This window comes from Streptomyces sp. NPDC058401, assembly GCF_042722885.1.
Classification (GTDB): domain Bacteria; phylum Actinomycetota; class Actinomycetes; order Streptomycetales; family Streptomycetaceae; genus Streptomyces.
Window position 1 is genome coordinate 1 of sequence record NZ_JBHXKA010000103.1, and the last position, 15560, is coordinate 15560.

The 15560-nt window shown below is 72.2% G+C and carries 13 protein-coding genes and 1 pseudogene; 7 read left to right on the forward strand and 7 right to left on the reverse strand.

Translation table 11 applies throughout. From position 1 onward, the window contains the following. Positions 1–201 precede the first annotated feature (201 nt). On the forward strand, positions 202–978 hold the full coding sequence (locus tag ACFWNV_RS29365) for a hypothetical protein (RefSeq protein ID WP_383952861.1): 777 nt from the start codon (positions 202–204) through the stop codon (positions 976–978). Between the two features lie 35 nt (positions 979–1013). Here ACFWNV_RS29365 and ACFWNV_RS29370 read toward each other — a convergent pair whose 3' ends face one another. The 3 genes from ACFWNV_RS29370 to ACFWNV_RS29380 form a co-directional block, all read right to left on the reverse strand. Beyond that, positions 1014–2192, reverse strand: coding sequence for an MAB_1171c family putative transporter (locus ACFWNV_RS29370; RefSeq protein ID WP_383952863.1), 1179 nt, complete (start codon positions 2190–2192; stop codon positions 1014–1016). Then, positions 2189–2746, reverse strand: a complete 558-nt coding sequence (locus ACFWNV_RS29375; protein ID WP_383952865.1) for a toxin-antitoxin system, toxin component — start codon at positions 2744–2746, stop codon at positions 2189–2191. Before ACFWNV_RS29375 ends, ACFWNV_RS29370 begins: the two co-directional genes overlap by 4 nt. Before the next feature lie 64 nt (positions 2747–2810). Further along, a complete protein-coding gene (locus ACFWNV_RS29380) occupies positions 2811–3479 on the reverse strand; it encodes a helix-turn-helix domain-containing protein (protein WP_383952867.1) in 669 nt (222 codons plus the stop codon). 224 nt (positions 3480–3703) lie between these two features. Between ACFWNV_RS29380 and ACFWNV_RS29385 the strand changes: the two genes are divergently transcribed. The 4 genes from ACFWNV_RS29385 to ACFWNV_RS29400 all read left to right on the forward strand — a co-directional run bounded on the left by ACFWNV_RS29385 (position 3704) and on the right by ACFWNV_RS29400 (position 9081). Then, positions 3704–4693 carry a helix-turn-helix domain-containing protein gene (locus tag ACFWNV_RS29385; RefSeq protein WP_383952869.1) on the forward strand — a complete coding sequence of 330 codons (990 nt, stop codon included), beginning with the start codon at positions 3704–3706 and terminating at the stop codon, positions 4691–4693. 63 nt (positions 4694–4756) lie between these two features. Beyond that, the gene (locus tag ACFWNV_RS29390; RefSeq protein WP_383952871.1) at positions 4757–6106 is read left to right on the forward strand and encodes a 6-phospho-beta-glucosidase; all 1350 of its coding nucleotides are present in this window, start codon (positions 4757–4759) and stop codon (positions 6104–6106) included. 94 nt (positions 6107–6200) lie between these two features. Then, positions 6201–8279, forward strand: a complete 2079-nt coding sequence (locus tag ACFWNV_RS29395; RefSeq protein WP_383952873.1) for an MDR family MFS transporter — start codon at positions 6201–6203, stop codon at positions 8277–8279. A gap of 133 nt (positions 8280–8412) precedes the next feature. Continuing rightward, the gene (locus tag ACFWNV_RS29400; RefSeq protein WP_383952875.1) at positions 8413–9081 is read left to right on the forward strand and encodes a GPP34 family phosphoprotein; all 669 of its coding nucleotides are present in this window, start codon (positions 8413–8415) and stop codon (positions 9079–9081) included. Positions 9082–9173: 92 nt separating this feature from the next. On the opposite strand, the gene ACFWNV_RS29405 is transcribed toward ACFWNV_RS29400, so the two are convergent. Then, positions 9174–9761: an NUDIX hydrolase gene (locus ACFWNV_RS29405; protein ID WP_383952877.1), complete on the reverse strand. Its 588-nt coding sequence runs from the start codon at positions 9759–9761 to the stop codon at positions 9174–9176. Positions 9762–9973: 212 nt separating this feature from the next. Here ACFWNV_RS29405 and ACFWNV_RS29410 point away from each other — a divergent pair, with 212 nt between their 5' ends. Next, positions 9974–11395, forward strand: coding sequence for an NAD(P)/FAD-dependent oxidoreductase (locus tag ACFWNV_RS29410; protein WP_383952879.1), 1422 nt, complete (start codon positions 9974–9976; stop codon positions 11393–11395). A 227-nt stretch (positions 11396–11622) separates the two neighbouring features. On the opposite strand, the pseudogene ACFWNV_RS29415 reads toward ACFWNV_RS29410, so the two are convergent. Together ACFWNV_RS29415 and ACFWNV_RS29420 are read right to left on the reverse strand one after the other, a co-directional pair. Continuing rightward, positions 11623–11916 (reverse strand): annotated as a pseudogene (locus ACFWNV_RS29415) (DUF6879 family protein); the annotation flags it as partial. Between the two features lie 67 nt (positions 11917–11983). Then, the gene (locus ACFWNV_RS29420) at positions 11984–13054 is read right to left on the reverse strand and encodes an ATP-dependent DNA ligase (RefSeq protein ID WP_383952881.1); all 1071 of its coding nucleotides are present in this window, start codon (positions 13052–13054) and stop codon (positions 11984–11986) included. 75 nt (positions 13055–13129) lie between these two features. On the opposite strand from ACFWNV_RS29420, the gene ligD reads away from it, so the two are divergent. After that, positions 13130–14149, forward strand: a complete 1020-nt coding sequence (gene ligD / locus ACFWNV_RS29425) for a non-homologous end-joining DNA ligase (RefSeq protein ID WP_383952883.1) — start codon at positions 13130–13132, stop codon at positions 14147–14149. Between the two features lie 9 nt (positions 14150–14158). Here the strand turns inward: ligD and ACFWNV_RS29430 are convergent, their stop codons facing one another. Continuing rightward, on the reverse strand, positions 14159–15559 hold the full coding sequence (locus ACFWNV_RS29430) for a S41 family peptidase (protein ID WP_383952885.1): 1401 nt from the start codon (positions 15557–15559) through the stop codon (positions 14159–14161). Position 15560 lies beyond the last annotated feature (1 nt).

The window sequence follows — 15560 nt, forward strand, 5'->3', positions numbered from 1 at the left end:
CCCGTACCACTCGGCGGCCCTGGCGCGGCGCGGGCCCGACGGCATGTCCACCCTGATGCTCATGGTCGTCGTCACGACCCCGGCGGTGCTCGCGGCCGTCGCGCTGCGGCCCCGTTCCAGGAGCCGCGGCTAGCCGCGCGCCCCCCACATTCAGTCCGCCAGTCCGCTCAGTCCGCTCCTTTCGACCTACGGAGAACCCTCGTGTCCGAATGGCTGGTCCTGGCCATCGCCATGGCGCTCGTCTGCGCCCTCGTCCTCGCCTTCACCGCGATCCGGCACCGCCGGGTCGCCGCCGACGAGGACACCAGCGAAACCCCCGACGTCCTCGAATACATGGTGATGATGGTCGGCGTGGTCTACGCGATCGTCCTCGGCCTGGCCATCGCGGGCGTCTGGGAGGCGCGCGGCGCCGCCGAGGACAGCGTGCGCCGCGAGGCCCAGTCCCTGTACGAGGTCACCCAGCGGGCTGACGTCTACCCGGCCGCCGTGCGCGACCGGATCCGCGGCGAGGTCAACGCGTACGTGTCCCACACCGTCAGCGTGGACTGGCCGCGGCTGACCTCCGGGGCCCCGGTGTCCACGGAGGGCGGCGAACTGCTCGGCCGGCTGCGCACCGACGTCACCCACCAGAGCCCGGGCAACGAGCTCCAGGCCCAGGCCTACCAGCCGCTGCTGGACCACATCGCCGCCGCCGACGACGCCCGCCACGAGCGGACGCAGAGCGACGAGTCCACGCTGCCGGGGGTGGTCTGGCTGGGGCTGGTCGCGGGCGGGCTGGTCACCGTCGGGCTGATCTTCACCCTGCAGATCCGCCGTTCGGGGCGGGAGCTGCTGCTCGCGGGGCTGTTCAGCGCGCTGATCGTGTTCCTGCTGTTCATGGTGTGGAGCTTCGACGCGCCCTTCGGCCGGGACGGGATCGACTCGGCGGCGCCGTTCCAGGACCTGTTCCCGTCGCTGGCCCTGGCCGCCGGGAGCTGATCACCGGGACCGGCGGCGGCCCGGTAGCTGAGGGCTCAGCTCCCCGACAGGGAGGACTGCCGCCGGCATTCGGCCACCACGCGGGAGTTGCGCAGCGCGTGCGAGATCCGGACGAGGTCGCGGGGCCCGTCGGCGGGCGGCGGGGCCCCCTCGTCGCTGGCCCCGATGACCCGCCCCTCGGGGTCGGCCGCCCGGGCGCGCACGGCGGCCGCGACCATGGCCGCGTCGGCGACGGCCCGCGCGGTCTCCTCGTCGGCGCCGGTCCCGATGGCCCGCTCCAGGGCGTCGTCCCGGTGGCGCTGGTCGAAGTACGGGCCGAGGTGCAGGAAGCCGTCGTGGATGTCCGACTCGCGCTGGATCATCCGCAGCTCCGCGGCGGACCACCAGGCCATCCGGACGCTGGGGACCGGCTGCGGACCGCAGCTGCGCACCTCGCGCCAGAGGGTGCCCAGGCGCCGGTACGTGGACCAGAACCGCCAGCTGTCGGTCAGCCGCTGGAACACCAGCGGGAGCACGAAGCCGATGGCGCTGACATTGGCTCCGATGGAGGCCACGGGCGGCGCCACCGAGGTGCTCAGCCAGTCCAGGTCGTGGCCGGTCCAGCGGGCGACGACGGCGGTCATCTTGGTGGCGTCGTAGCAGAGGTTGAAGACGTACCCGATGACGATGATCACGAGGCCGACCCGGAGCCAGCCGCGCACCTGAAGGGACCAGCGCCAGCACATCGCGACCATCACGAGGGCCGCCACGTTGTGGGCCAGCAGGTAGAGGGCGATCATCTCCCGGATGAACGGGGTGTTGGCGTAGTACGTGTCGAAGTCCCGCAGCCGCTCGACCGGGGTGTCGCCGAGGGCGAACAGCACCATCAGCACCACGATCACGGCGGAGTAGCCGAGGATCCAGGCGCGCGCGATGCGCCGGGTCTCCTCCGGGGGGCCGCCGCGCCAGTTGACGATCAGCACGAGGCAGGCGGCGCTGAAGGCGGTGATCAGGCAGTAGACGAACGGGGCGGAGAAATTGGGTACGCCGGTCCAGCGGTTGACCGCCTCGATCGTGGGCGGGGCGGCGAAGGTGAAGACGGCGCCGGCCAGGGTGAGCAGGGCACAGACCGACCGCAGGAGCGGATCGCGCCAGTTGTTCCGTAGCGTCGGCAGTTTGAAGGCGAGTGCGATCGCCATCGCGGCTGCCGGTGTGTAGTAGTCCTGGCCTTTCAACGGTCGTTCCTGTGCCCCCGGTATCCGAGCGCGGCCTCGATGCGGCCGGCCAACTGGTCCCGCTGTGCCGGTGCGCGGTGACCGGCCGATCCGACCAGCCAGGGGCGACACCGGCTGCCCAGCAGCAGACCGAAGGTCTCGGCCTCGGTCTCCTCCTGGACGTCGGCGCGCGTGCGCGCGGCGACCCGGCGCACGGTCTCGCCGATGTCGGCCTTGTCCGACAGCAGCCGCGCGGCGACGGCGGCGCCGTCGACGTGGTGGCTGCAGTGACCGGCCTTCATGTGCCACAGCTCGTGCCCGAGGATCACCAGTTGGTGGTCGGGCGCGGTCCGTTCCTCGATGACCACCAGATCGCGGTCCGCCATGTCGAGCCACAGGCCGCTGGCCGTTCCCGGCGGGAACGAGGCCATCCGGAACTCCACCGGGCGGCCGCGGTGCTTGCTCATGCCCTCGCAGAGGGCGGCGTAGAGGTCCACAGGTTCCACGGGCGCGGACAGGCTGATGCCTGCCACCAACTCCCCGCACAACCGCCGCTGCTCTCTGCCTATGCTCACCGTTCTCCCCGTCGGCGCGGATCCGGATCAGGACTCAAGGATCAGACCCAGACTTTCGACTGGGTCAGGATTCGTTCGGTTTGACGCTTTCGAGAAGCATGTCCAGCCATTCGGTCACCTTGTCCCGGTGCTTGTCGCTGGGCAGTTGGGCGGCGCGCCAGGCGATGCCCCGTACGCCGTGGTTCTGGAGAAGTCTTGCCAGCGGATCGCCCACCGAAGCGGCCGGGGCGGGTGCAGTTTCCCGCGCACGCCCCGCGAAGTCCTGGAGCAGCTGTTGCTCGGTGCGCTGGAGGGCGTCCGTGAGCGCGTCCGCGTCATGGGCGGTGAGGAAACCGGCGTGCACCCCGAAGAACCGCTGGATCGCGTCACAGTGTTCCATGGTCGGCCGTCGGTCGCCGTTGATCAGGGCCCCGGCCTGCTGGCGCGACATGGCGGCGCCGTCGGCGATCTCCTGCTGCGTGTAGCGGCGGCCGTTGGGCTTGACGCGGGTGCGCCGCAGCAGGTCGAGGCGCTGGAGGAACCGGGTCTGGAGATCGGGCTCGCCGGCGGGCCGGCCGTCCAGCAGGCTCCGCACCACGTCGGCGGGTACGCCCGAGGCCTCGGAGAGGCGGCGCAGGTCGAAGACCTGGTTCAGGTCGCGGCCCAGCTTGCCAGCGAGTTCTGCGACCCGCGTGACGGTGGCTGCCAGGAGCGTGTTGGCCACCGCGACGGGAGCCGGGAAGCCGTCTGTCACCAGTGGTTCTCCTAGATCGCGCGAGGTCGGGGTACGGGCACGTGGTCGGCCACTGGAATCTATCCGTTCTCCGTCCGTACGGCTAGAACGTGCCACATCTGTGGCGGGAACGAGCTGTCAAGAGGCTGGAATTGCCACAATAGTTGACACTCGAATGAAGTCGGTAGCAGGATCGCCACACGGAAATGAAGATCCAGACCGTAAGGAAGAGGGGGGAGCTCTCGGTGCCACATCTCGCAGCGGTGGGCCCGTCCGATGGCCTCGCCCACATCGGTGGGGAGCGCCTCGCGGGCGAGGAGTCCGCACGCGGCGCCGTGCGGTCGGAGCGACGCAAGGAGATTTTGCGCCAGCGCCGGGAGGAACTGGGGCTGAGCCAGGAAGACCTGGCGGCACGGCTGCGCATCAGCGTGCGTGCGTACGGGAACTGGGAGCGCGGGCTCGTCAAGGAGTGGACGGACCGCAAGCTGCTCGCCCTGGCCGAGGCCCTGGAAATGAGCGAGCGGCAGTGCTTCTGGCTCTTCCGCATCATGGTCGACCGTGACCCGCCGCCCACCTGGCGCGCGGCGGAGGACAGCAGGCTGCCGGACGATCCGGCGCAGCGCGACTACCTGTGCGACTACGCGGCCCTCATGGAGGCCGTGCCCTACCCGAGTTTCCTCGTGGACCACCGCTGGGACGTGGCCCTGACCAACTCGGCGTTCGACCGGCTCTTCCAGTCGGTGCGCCCGCATCCGACCGCCCTGCCGGACGACAACTTCCTGCGCTTCGTGCTGTTCCACCCGGACGCCGCGGCCGTGCTGGAGGACCACGAACCGGCCTGGTGCGTCCCGCTCCTGGCCCGGTTCGCGACCGCGCTGGCCGCCGACCCCGAGGACGAGGGGCTGCGCAGCATCCGCCAGGAGGTGGCCCGTGACCCGTTCATGGAGGCCGCCTACCGGTACGGAGTGCCGCACTGGCTGTCGACCCACGGGGCCGAGGCCGCCGAACAGGACGGTGCCGTGCGCAGCGTGCGCCACCCGGATCCGGGCTGGGGCCTGGTGCGCTGCCGGATGGTGGCGGAATCCGGCCCGATGCTCGACGGCATGGGGCTGACCCGGATGACGCTGGTCCTCTCCACGCCGCAGGGCCTGGCGACGGGTCCGCTGCCGGGCGCTCCGGGCGCGCAGCAGCACCAGCCGCCGCGGCTGCGGGCCGTGCCGTCGCCGGTGGAGTGATCGGGCGGGGGAGACTGGTGCCACGAAACGTGGCACCGGAGCACTGCGAAAGGCGGTAAGGGCGTGCGGCTGACGATCCTCGGCGGAGGCGGATTCCGGGTACCGCTGGTCTACGGGGCCCTGCTCGGCGATCACGCCGAGGGCAGGGTGTCGCACGTGACCCTGTACGACGAGGACTCCGGCCGGCTCCGTGCCATGGCCCGGGTGCTCGCGGACCAGGCCGCCGGGATCGCGGACGCCCCGGCCGTCACGGCCACCACCGATCTCGACGAGGCCCTGCGCGGCGCCGACTTCGTGTTTTCGGCCATTCGCGTCGGAGGGCTGGAGGGCCGGGCCGCCGACGAGCGGATCGCCCTGGCCGAGGGAGTGCTGGGCCAGGAGACGGTGGGCGCGGGCGGCATCGCCTACGGCCTGCGGACGGTGCCGGTGGCCCGCGAGATCGCGCGCAGGGTGGCCCGTACCGCCCCCGGGGCCTGGGTGATCAACTTCACCAACCCGGCCGGGGTGGTCACCGAGGCCATGGCCGAGGAGCTCGGCGACCGGGTCATCGGCATCTGCGATTCGCCGGTCGGGCTCGGGCGGCGGATCGCCCGGCTGCTCGGCGCCCGGCCCGAGGAGGCCTGGATCGACTACGTCGGCCTCAACCACCTGGGCTGGGTGCGCGGGCTGCGGATCGGCGGGCGCGACGAACTGCCGCGGCTGCTGGCCGACGCGCAGGCGCTGGAATCCTTCGAGGAGGGCCGGCTGTTCGGGGCCGAGTGGCTGCGCTCGCTCGGTGCCATCCCGAACGAGTACCTGCACTACTACTACTTCAACCGTGACACCGTACGGGCCTACCAGGAGGTCAAGCAGACGCGCGGGGCCTTCCTGCGCGACCAGCAGCGCGGGTTCTACGCCGAGGCCGGACGGCCGGATCAGGAGCCCGGGGCGGCGCTGGCCGCCTGGGACCGGACCAGGGCCGAGCGCGAAGCCACGTACATGGCCGAGAACCGCGAGGTCGCGGGCGTCGGCGAGCGCGAGGAGAGCGACCTGGAGTCGGGCGGGTACGAGCAGGTGGCCCTCGCCCTGATGCGCGCCATCGCCCGGGACGAGCGCGCCACCCTGATCCTCAACGTCCGCAACCGCGGCACCCTCTCGGTGCTCGACGCCGGGGCCGTCATCGAGGTGCCCTGCCTGGTCGACGCCAACGGGGCCCACCCGGTCGCCGTCGATCCGCTGCCGCTGCACGCGGTGGGCCTGGTGACCTCGGTCAAGGCCGCCGAGCGGGAGGTCCTCGCCGCGGCGGCGAGCGGATCGCGGGCGGACGCGGTCAAGGCCTTCGCACTGCATCCGCTCGTGGACTCGGTCGCCGTGGCCCGGCGGCTGGTCGACGGGTACACGGCGGAGCATCCGGGGCTGGGCTACCTGCGCTGACGAGGCGTCCACCTGCGCCGACGCCCGTCGAACCCTCGCACGGATGGGCTAACGCCGCATGCGGCCGGGCGGGTGCGCTGTGAGAGTGCGAGATGTGACCACAGCCGAAGGTGCAGCCCCCGCCGTACCCGCCACGGCGCCCCCCGTGCTCGACCGGCGCTCACGCAACATCGTGTTCGGCACGATCATGCTCGGCGTGCTGCTGGCGGCCCTGGACCAGACGATCGTGGGCACCGCCCTGCCCACGATCGTGGCGGACCTCGGCGGCGGGGACCACATGTCGTGGGTCGTGACCTCGTACCTGCTCACCGAGACGGTCGCGACCGTCCTCGTCGGCAAGTTCGGCGACCTCTTCGGCCGGAAACTGGTCTTCCAGGTCTCGGCCATCGTCTTCATCACCGGATCGTTCCTGTGCGGCCTCGCGAGCAACATGACCCTGCTCATCGTGTGGCGGGGCCTCCAGGGCATCGGCGCCGGCGGACTGATGGTCACCGCGATGGCGCTCATCGCCGACGTGATCCCGCTGCGCGAACGCGGCAAGTACCAGGGCGCGATCGGAGCCGTCTTCGGCGTCGCGACCGTGATCGGGCCGCTGCTCGGCGGACTCTTCACCGACCACCTGACCTGGCGCTGGGCGTTCTACGTCAACGTGCCGATCGCGATCCTGGTCGTGGTGGCCGCCGCGCGGACGATCCCCTCCGTGCGCGCCGCGGGCAAGCCGGTCATCGACTACCTGGGCATCGCGATGGTCGCGATCGGCGCGAGCGCGCTGATCCTCGCCACGAGCATGGGCGGGAACGAGTACGCCTGGAGCTCACCGCTCATCGTCGGGCTCTTCGCGGGCGGCGCCCTGGCACTGGCGCTGTTCTGCCTGGTGGAGATGCGGGCCGCGCAACCGATGCTGCCGATGCGGCTGTTCCGCAACCCCGTCTTCTCCGTCTGCTCCGTCCTCAGCTTCGTCGTCGGCTTCGCGATGCTCGGCGCCATGACCTTCCTGCCCACGTACCTGCAGTACGTGGACGGGGACTCGGCCACCGTCTCCGGCGTACGGACCCTGCCGCTGGTCATCGGCCTGCTGATCGCGTCGATCTTCAGCGGCAACGTCACGAGCAAGACCGGGCACTACCGGATCTTCCCGATCGTCGGCTGCGCCGTGATGGGCATCGGGCTCTACCTGCTGTCGCGGATGGGCCCGCAGTCCGGCGCCTGGCTGGAATCCCTCTACATGTTCGTCCTCGGCACCGGCATCGGCCTGTGCATGCAGGTCCTGACCATCGCCGTGCAGAACACCGTGGACTACGCCGACCTCGGCACCGCGACCTCGGGCGTCACCTTCTTCCGTACCCTCGGCAGCGCCTTCGGGACCGCCGTCTTCGGCACGATCTACGCCAACACCCTCAAGCCCGCGCTGGCGAAGGGCGTGGCGGAGGCCGCCCGCGCCACCGGCCAGGACCCGCAGCAACTGGGCGTCGCGGCGCAGAGCCCGCAGGGCGTGCACGGACTGGATCCGGCGGCGGCCGGGCCGGTCATCAACGCGTACGCCGACACCCTGCACACGGTGTTCCTGTGGACCGTGCCGGTGGCGGTGGTCGGATTCGTCGTCGCGCTCTTCCTCAAGCAGGTCAAGCTGCGCGACAGCGCCCGGGCCGGCTCCACGGACATGGGCGACGGCTTCGGCTCGCCCGCCACGGCCTCCGGGGACTCCTCGAAGCTGCTGGAGCTGGCGGTCGGCAAGCTGGTGCGGAGCATGGGGCCCGAGACGGCGCGCGGGATCGTGACCTCCTCGGACACCCGGCTGGACATGGCGGGGGCGTGGGCGGTGATGCAGGTGGACCTGATGACCCGCACCGTCGGCTACGCGAGCCTGGGACTCATCGCCTCGCGCCGGCACCTGCCCCCGGAGGTACTGCTGCCGGTCTTCGAACGGATGGTGGACGAGGGCTACATGACGCGGCAGAACGGCTTCTACACGCAGACCCCGGCGGGGGAGCGGGAAGCGGCAGTCATCTCGGGCGCCTGGGCCAAGTGGCTCGGCGACCAGCTGGAGAAGGACCGGGGCCGGCCGCGCAGCGCGGAACTGCGGGCCGCGGCGGACGCGATCGCCAAGCGGCTGCTGGCGGAGGACCTCGGGGACGGGAACTTCGCCCCGCGCGCGATGGCGGGACGGCCGTAGGGGCGGCCGTAGGGGCGGCCGTAGGGAGGGCCGGGGAACTTCCCGGCGTGCCCGGGCGTCTGGTGGGAAAGAGGTTCTGAGCGTTCTACAGGTCCTACGGGGTCTACAGGTTCTACGGGTGCGGGGGTGCCGGATGCGGGTCACGCTGGCTGAAGAGATCATGCTGCTGTCGCTGGACGACGAGTCCGGGTCGGTGAAGCAGCGGCAGGCCGTGGGCTGGGCCGTGGCGGGCGCCCTCCTGCTCGAACTGGTCCTCGCGGAGCGGGTGCAGGTCTCGGGCAAGTACCTGGAGCTGCTGGACGCCCCGCCCACCGGGGAGGAACTCCTCGACGGCCGCGTCGAGTTGCTACGGGCCTGGATGCGCGACCGGAGCAAGCGCCGGGTCACCGAATGGCTGACGAAGGACCAGGCCAAGGCCGTCGCCCCGGTCGTGGAGCGGCTCGTCGGGCGCGGGGTGGTCGTGGAGGAGCGGCGCAAGGCCCTCGGGGTGTTCCCGGTACGCCGCTATCCCGAGGCCGACGGAGCGGCCGAGCGCGAACTGCGCGAGCGGCTCGCCGCCGCGGTCGCCAAGGGCGCCGAGCCCGACGAGCGCACCGCGAGCCTCATCGCGGTGATCCACGCCGCCGGCCTGCACGGACTGGCCTTCCCGGGGATCCCGCGCAAGGAGATCACCGCCCGCACGGCGGCGATCGCCGACGGGCAGTGGGCGGCCGGGAGCATCCACACCGCCATCCGAGACATGCAGATGGCGATGGCCGCCATCGCCGTGGCCACGACGACGGCGGCGGTGACCGCGGTCTGAGACCCGCCCCCGCCGCACGGGGGAGGGCCGGGCCGGGGGCCCCGTCCAGGCGGGCAGCGGACCGAGCCCGCGTGGCGGCCCGCGTCAGGTCGTCAGCGAGGATCCGGACCAGGATCCGGATCCGGACCAGGATCCGGACCCGGACCCGGTCCCGGAGCGCCCGCCTGGTCCGGGGCGGCCGTGGTCGGATAGCCGTACGAGGCCACGTACGGGAGGTGCGGCACCAGATCGGGCCGCCACGCGCGCAGGGCCGCCGCGGACGGGGCGAAGAGGGCGGCCGGGATCTCGGCCGGGGCGAACCAGGACCAGCGGGCGATCTTGTGGGGCTCGGTGACCGTGGCGGTGCCCTCGGCCGCCGAGGTGACGGCGGCGGCCGTCAGCCGGGTCAGGCCGGAGACGGAGCCGGAGCCGGGGTCGGCGTCGGCGTTGAGCAGGATCGAGACGATCCGGATCGCCTCGGGGGCGGCCCGCAGCGCGGTCTCCTCGGCCAGTTCGCGGGAGGCGGCCTGTTCGAAGCCCTCCCCGGGGTCCACCTTGCCGCCGGGCAGTTCCCAGCGGCCGTCGTGCGCCTGGCCGAGGAGCACCCGGCCGTCGTGGCCGACCACGACCACGCCGACTCCGACGATGGCGTGGGGGCGGGGGACGGCGCGTGCGGTGGGTTCGCCGGCTTCTGAACTCATGGCTGTCCTTCGGTGGATCGGTGGATCGGTGTGCGGGGCGGTGGCGTGCGGAGCGGCCCGGCTGCGACCTTACGTCCCGGCCGGCCGTGCGGGGTTTCGGCAGGGCGCCGCCCGCGCAGGCTTCCCGCGGTCCGATCGTCGTACGGCGCATCGGCTCGGCGAATCAACCGGTCGGCCGCTCCACCGGGTCCGATCGGCCCAAGGGGGGCTCCATGGCACACGTGCTGGTCGTCGGCGGGGGCATAGGAGGGCTGGCCACCGCGCTGCTCGCGGCGCGTCACGGACACACGGCCGAGCTCTTCGAACGCGATCCGCGCGCCCCCGGCACCGCGCTCGACCGGGACTTCTTCGGCTGGCACCGGGCGACGGTGCCCCAGGCGAACCAGCCGCACGTACTGCTCGGGGCCGCGCGGGGCGTGCTGCGCGAGGAACTGCCGGACGTGCACGCCGAGATGCTCCGGCTCGGAGCCCGGGAGCGGCACGAGCTGGACTGGTTCGACGTACGCCCGCCCGCGCGGCCCGGCGACGAGGACCTGGTGATGCTCCAGGCACGGCGGATCGTGCTGGAGAGCGCGCTCGCCACGGCGGTACGGGCCGAGCCGGGGGTGGTCGCGCGGTACGGGGAGCCGGTGAACGGGCTGATCGCGGAGGTGGGTTCGGGGGATTCGGGCGAGTCCGGGGCTGATGCATCCGGGATCAGGGTGACGGGAGTGACCACCGAGGCGGGGGTCTATGCGGGAGACCTCGTCGTGGACGCGGGCGGCCGGCGCGGCGGCTCCGAACGGTGGCTCGCCGCGATCGGCTGCCGGCCGGGCACCGTGGAGCGGCACCGCACGGGCCTCGCCTACTTCTGCCGCTGGTACCGGCTGCCCGAGGGCCGCGAGGAGGGGCCGCGGCGGCCCTGGGCGGTGACGGGCGGCAGCTTCGCCGGGTGCGCGGTCTTCCCGGCCGACAACCGGCTGTTCGCCGTGACCCTGTTCGTGCACACCGGGGACGCCACACGTTCCGCGCTGCGCGATCCGGCCGTGTTCGAGGCCGCCGCGCGGACCTTCCCGCCCGGGGCGGCCTGGCTGGGGCTGGGCGCCGAACCACTGTCCGGGGTGCTGGCAGCGGCCGGCCTGGACAACCGCTGGAGCGCCCCGGCCGACGAGCGGGGGCCGGTGGTGAGCGGGTTCGTACCGGTCGGAGACGCCGTCACCCACACCAACCCGACCCTCGGCCAAGGAACTTCACTCACCCTGTGGGCCGCGCGCAGGGTGGCCCGTACGGCCCACCAGGACCCGGGCTCGGTGCGGTTCGCCGCCGAGTACCACGCGTGGGCGGTGCGCACCCTCAAGCCGTGGTTCGACTTCCAGGTGATCGCGGACGGGGCCGTGGGTGAACGCCTCGCGACCCGCGCCGCGCGCGGGGGGACGGCCCGCGAGGTGGCCGCGCTGTTCGACTGCGCCCTGGAGGACCCGGAGGTGATGCGGGCGCGCGCCCGGGTCCGGCACCTGGCCGATCCGCCGGAGCGAACCTACGCCGACCCGGAGATCCGGGCCCGGGTGGCGCGCTGGCTGGCGGCGCGACCCGACTACACCCCCCACACCGCCGGCCCGAGCCGTGCGGAGTGGGAGGAACTGACGGCCCGCTGACGACCGGAACCGGGCGGTCCGACAATGGTCCTCAGCCCAAGTGCGTGTGCCGATGACCTGACGTACCAACGCCGAGGATGCGGACATGTACGCGGCAATCGACGCACTCGCAGGATCCGTTCATGATCGCTGGTGCGGCATGAACACCATCAAGCTTGTGGCCGGGAGCCGCCGTAATGATTCGCGGATTCCAGTCAGTAAGGCGTTGGCCTTGTTCACTCGCCGTGCTCTTCCCCGCCGGTCATGTTCGTCCGGTAGCCCCAGCCCAGCTCGAAGCGGAGGTACTCCGTGAGCGGCCGCCGGAGGACGTGCACGCGGTACACCCGCTTACCCTCGTGAGCCAGGCCGCGCAGCTCCGCGAGCCATGCGGCGTTGTAGCCCTCGGGCTGTGGCCGACCGGCCTGGAAGGCCCGGTAGGCGTCCACGTTCCCCGAGCCGCTGTAATCGTCCAGGGTCTCCAGGCGAAAGGCTTCGTGCCGGAACCTCTCGAACAGCTCGGCGAGGGTGCTGGATGCTGCCATCGGCAATGGCCTTCTTGCTCTGGACGAGGAACGTGCCCCGGTCGGTCGCGTAGATCGTCGGACGTGTCTAAGTGTCCTTGATGCCCAGCACCGCATCCAGGTCGTAGCGCACCACTTCCTCGAGCTGGTCGTACGTGCAGCTGTCGGGGGTGCGGTCGGGGCGCCAGCGGCGGAACTGGGCCGTGTGTCGGAAGCGGTCGCCCTCCATGTGGTCGTAGGCCACCTCGCAGACCCGCTCGGGGCGCAGCGGCACCCAGGACAGGTCCTTCTTTCCGGTCCAGCGGCTCTGCGCCCCGGGCAGCCGGGCGCTCTCGTGGGCGGACTCCTCGGCCCAGGCGGCCCACGGGTGCCCGGCGGGGTCGGGCATCCGGAGCGGTTCGAGCTCGTCGATCAGTTCGGCACGGCGTTTCATGGGGAAGGCGGCGCAGACGCCCACGTGCTGGAGCGTGCCGTGGGCGTCGTACAAGCCGAGCAGCAGCGATCCGACAATCGGACCGCTCTTGTGGAAACGGAAACCCGCGATGACGGCGTCGGCCGTACGCTCGTGCTTGATCTTGAACATGAGGCGGGCGTCCGGCCGGTAGGGGAGATCGAGGGGTTTGGCGACGACCCCGTCGAGCCCGGCGCCCTCGAACCGTTCGAACCACTCCCGCGCGAGCGCGGGGTCGGTGGTCGCGGGCGCGAGGTGTACGGGGGGCCGGGCTGTGGAGAGCATGCGGGTCAGGGCGGTGCGGCGGTCGGTGAGCGGCGCGTCGAGGAGGGCCTCGTCGCCCAGGGCGAGCAGATCGAAGGCCACGAACGAGGCCGGGGTCGTCTCGGCGAGCAGTTTCACCCGGGAGGCGGCGGGATGGATCCGCTCGCTGAGCCGGTCGAAATCGAGCCGTCCTCCCTGGATGACGACGATCTCGCCGTCGACGACGCAGCGGTCGGGCAGATTCGCCTTCAACGCCGTCACCAGCTCGGGAAAGTACCTGGTCAGACTCTTGCCGGTGCGGCTGCCGATCTCGATCTCCGCCCCGTCCCGGTGGACGATCGCGCGGAAGCCGTCCCACTTGGCCTCGTACTGCATGCCCGGCGGGATCGCGGACACGGATTTGGCGAGCATCGGCTTCACGGGTGGCATGACCGGCAGATCCATGTCTCCGATTCTGGGGCGCCGCGCCCGGCCCCGCTCGGTGTGCGGGGCCGGGCGGGTCCGCCTACCGTGGCGCACATGGGTGCAGCGGGCAAAGCGATCGAGCTGGAGGCGGGCGGCCGAGTCGTCCGGCTGTCCAGCCCGGACAAGGTGTACTTCCCCGAGCGCGGCCTCACCAAGGGGGACGTGGCCGCCTACTACCTCGCGGTCGCGGACGGGATCACCCGCGCCCTGCGGAACCGCCCCACGACCCTGGAGCGGTTCCCGGACGGGGTGGAGGGCGAGTCCTTCTTCCAGAAGCGGGCCCCGAAGAACCTGCCCGACTGGATCCCCACCGCCCACATCGCCTTCCCCAGCGGACGCACCGCCGACGAGATCTGCCCGACCGAGCCGGCCGCCGTCCTGTGGGCCGCCAACCTGGGCTGCCTCACCTTCCACCCCTGGCCGGTCCGGCGGGATGACACCGACCGTCCCGACGAACTGCGCATCGACCTGGACCCGCAGCCGGGCACCGACTACCACCACGCGGTCGCGGTCGCCCACGAACTGCGCGCCCTGCTGGAGGAACTGGGCCTGCGCGGCTGGCCCAAGACCTCGGGCGGCCGCGGCCTGCACGTGTTCGTGCCGATCGCGCCGCGCTGGACCTTCACGGAGGTCCGCAGGTGTGCCATCGCGATCGGCCGGGACCTGGAGCGCCGGATGCCGGGGAAGGTCACCACCGCCTGGTGGAAGGAGGAGCGCGGCGAGCGGATCTTCGTCGACTACAACCAGACGGCGCGCGACCGCACCATCGCCTCGGCGTACTCCATCCGTCCGCGGCCGCACGCCCCGGTCTCCGCGCCGCTGCGCTGGGACGAGCTGGACGAGGCGGAGCCGCGCGATTTCGACATCGTGACGATGCCGGCCCGTTTCGCCGAACTGGGCGATCTGCACGCGGACATGGACGAGCACGCCTTCGCCCTGGACGCCGCGCTGGAACTGGCGGACCGCCACGAACACGACCACGGCCTCGGCGACATGCCGTACCCCCCGGACTACCCGAAGATGCCGGGCGAGCCCAAGCGCGTCCAGCCGAGCCGGGCGAAGCACGAGGACTGACGACAGGCCCTAGGGGAGGTGGCGTAGGGCGGCGGTGAAGGCTGAGTCGTGGTGGGTGGTGAACTCCTCCTCGGTGAAGACCGGGGTGGTGATGTCGACCGGGATGCCCGGACCGTCGAAGGTCCTTCCGGTGCGGGTCAGGAACTGCTCGTTGGGCAGGCCGAGTTCCCAGCCGTTGGGGAGGGTGCGGCCGAGGACGTCGGAGAAGACCCCCTGGGTCGGCTTGCCGATGCGCACCGTCCGGCCGGGGCGCTCCAGGAGGGCCTGGGTGAATGTCTCGCCCGCGCTCACGGTGGAACCGCCGGTGAGCACGGCGACCGGTCCGGTGTAGCGGGGGCCCCGCGCGGGCTGGACGTAGAGGGGTTGCGGACGGGTGAACCGGCTCGCGTCGGCGGGGTCGTTGCGCACGCGCTTGGCGTAGGCGAAGTACGGACGGTCCGTGAGCCGGGCCGCCAGGCGCAGGCCGAGCTCGTCGGAGCCGCCGCCGTTGATGCGCAGGTCGATGACCAGTCCGCGCAGGCGGGCGGTGCGCCCGGTGGTGAAGACGCTCTCCAGGACACGGTCGAGCTCGGCGCTCTCGGAGGCGAAGTCACCGCTCTCGGTGTAGCCGCCGAACCCGGACAGGCGCAGGTAGCCGCGGCCGTCGGGCAGGTCGGCGTAGGAGACGCGTCCCTGGGCGAACTCCTGCGGGGCCCGGCCGCCGAGGTCCACCTCCTGGATGTACTCCTTGACGCGGGTCTCGAGTTCGAGGGTCGGCATCACGGTGCCCGGGCGCACCTCGCCGAAGAACCGGTCGCCGCCGTCGGAGAGGTGGACGTGTGCGTCGTGCAGCGGGGCGAGCATGTCCCTGAAGACGGCGAAGAGTTCGTTCTCGGTGGTGCCGGCGTGTACGCGGGGACGGTGGCTCTCGCGTACCGCCTTCCAGTCGACGCCCTTGGCGGCGAAGAAGGGGTAGTTCTCCGCGAAGGTCTGCCAGAACACGTCGAAGGTGGCGACCGGGTCCGCGGCGGGGCCGGGCTCCTGGGCGGCGCGGCAGCGCTCGGGCAGGGAGGTGAGGCGCCGGGTCGCGCGGTCGCCGACCGAGCCTTCGACGTGCACCGATCCGGGGCGCACGGTGAGCACTTCGCCGTCCTCGGTGGCGTAGCGGAAGGCCGGGGAGCTCCCGCTGCCCGGTACCCGCCGCGCGCTCGCGCCGGGCAGGCAGCTGATCCCGGTGACCTGGTACTCCTGGAGCCGTCCGGACTCCACGCGGAGCACGGTGCCGTAGCCGTCGAGCCGCCAGATCCCGACCGGTCCGGCCGGTCCGGTGGGTGGGCGGCCCGGTCCGGCGGTGGCGGCCGCGGCGGGGCCTGCGGTGGTGGCCACGAGGGCGAGGAGCACTGCCGCCGCGGCCGCGCGCCGGTGCCGCATG

Bases quoted from the DNA above. Each gene is read 5' to 3' on its own strand.
- ACFWNV_RS29400 (WP_383952875.1), top strand. From the start codon at position 8,413: ATGCGGGTCACGCTGGCTGAAGAGATCATGCTGCTGTCGCTGGACGAC.
- ACFWNV_RS29405 (WP_383952877.1), bottom strand. From the start codon at position 9,761: ATGAGTTCAGAAGCCGGCGAACCCACCGCACGCGCCGTCCCCCGCCCC.
- ACFWNV_RS29410 (WP_383952879.1), top strand. From the start codon at position 9,974: ATGGCACACGTGCTGGTCGTCGGCGGGGGCATAGGAGGGCTGGCCACC.
- ACFWNV_RS29420 (WP_383952881.1), bottom strand. From the start codon at position 13,054: ATGGATCTGCCGGTCATGCCACCCGTGAAGCCGATGCTCGCCAAATCC.
- ligD (WP_383952883.1), top strand. From the start codon at position 13,130: ATGGGTGCAGCGGGCAAAGCGATCGAGCTGGAGGCGGGCGGCCGAGTC.
- ACFWNV_RS29430 (WP_383952885.1), bottom strand. From the start codon at position 15,559: ATGCGGCACCGGCGCGCGGCCGCGGCGGCAGTGCTCCTCGCCCTCGTG.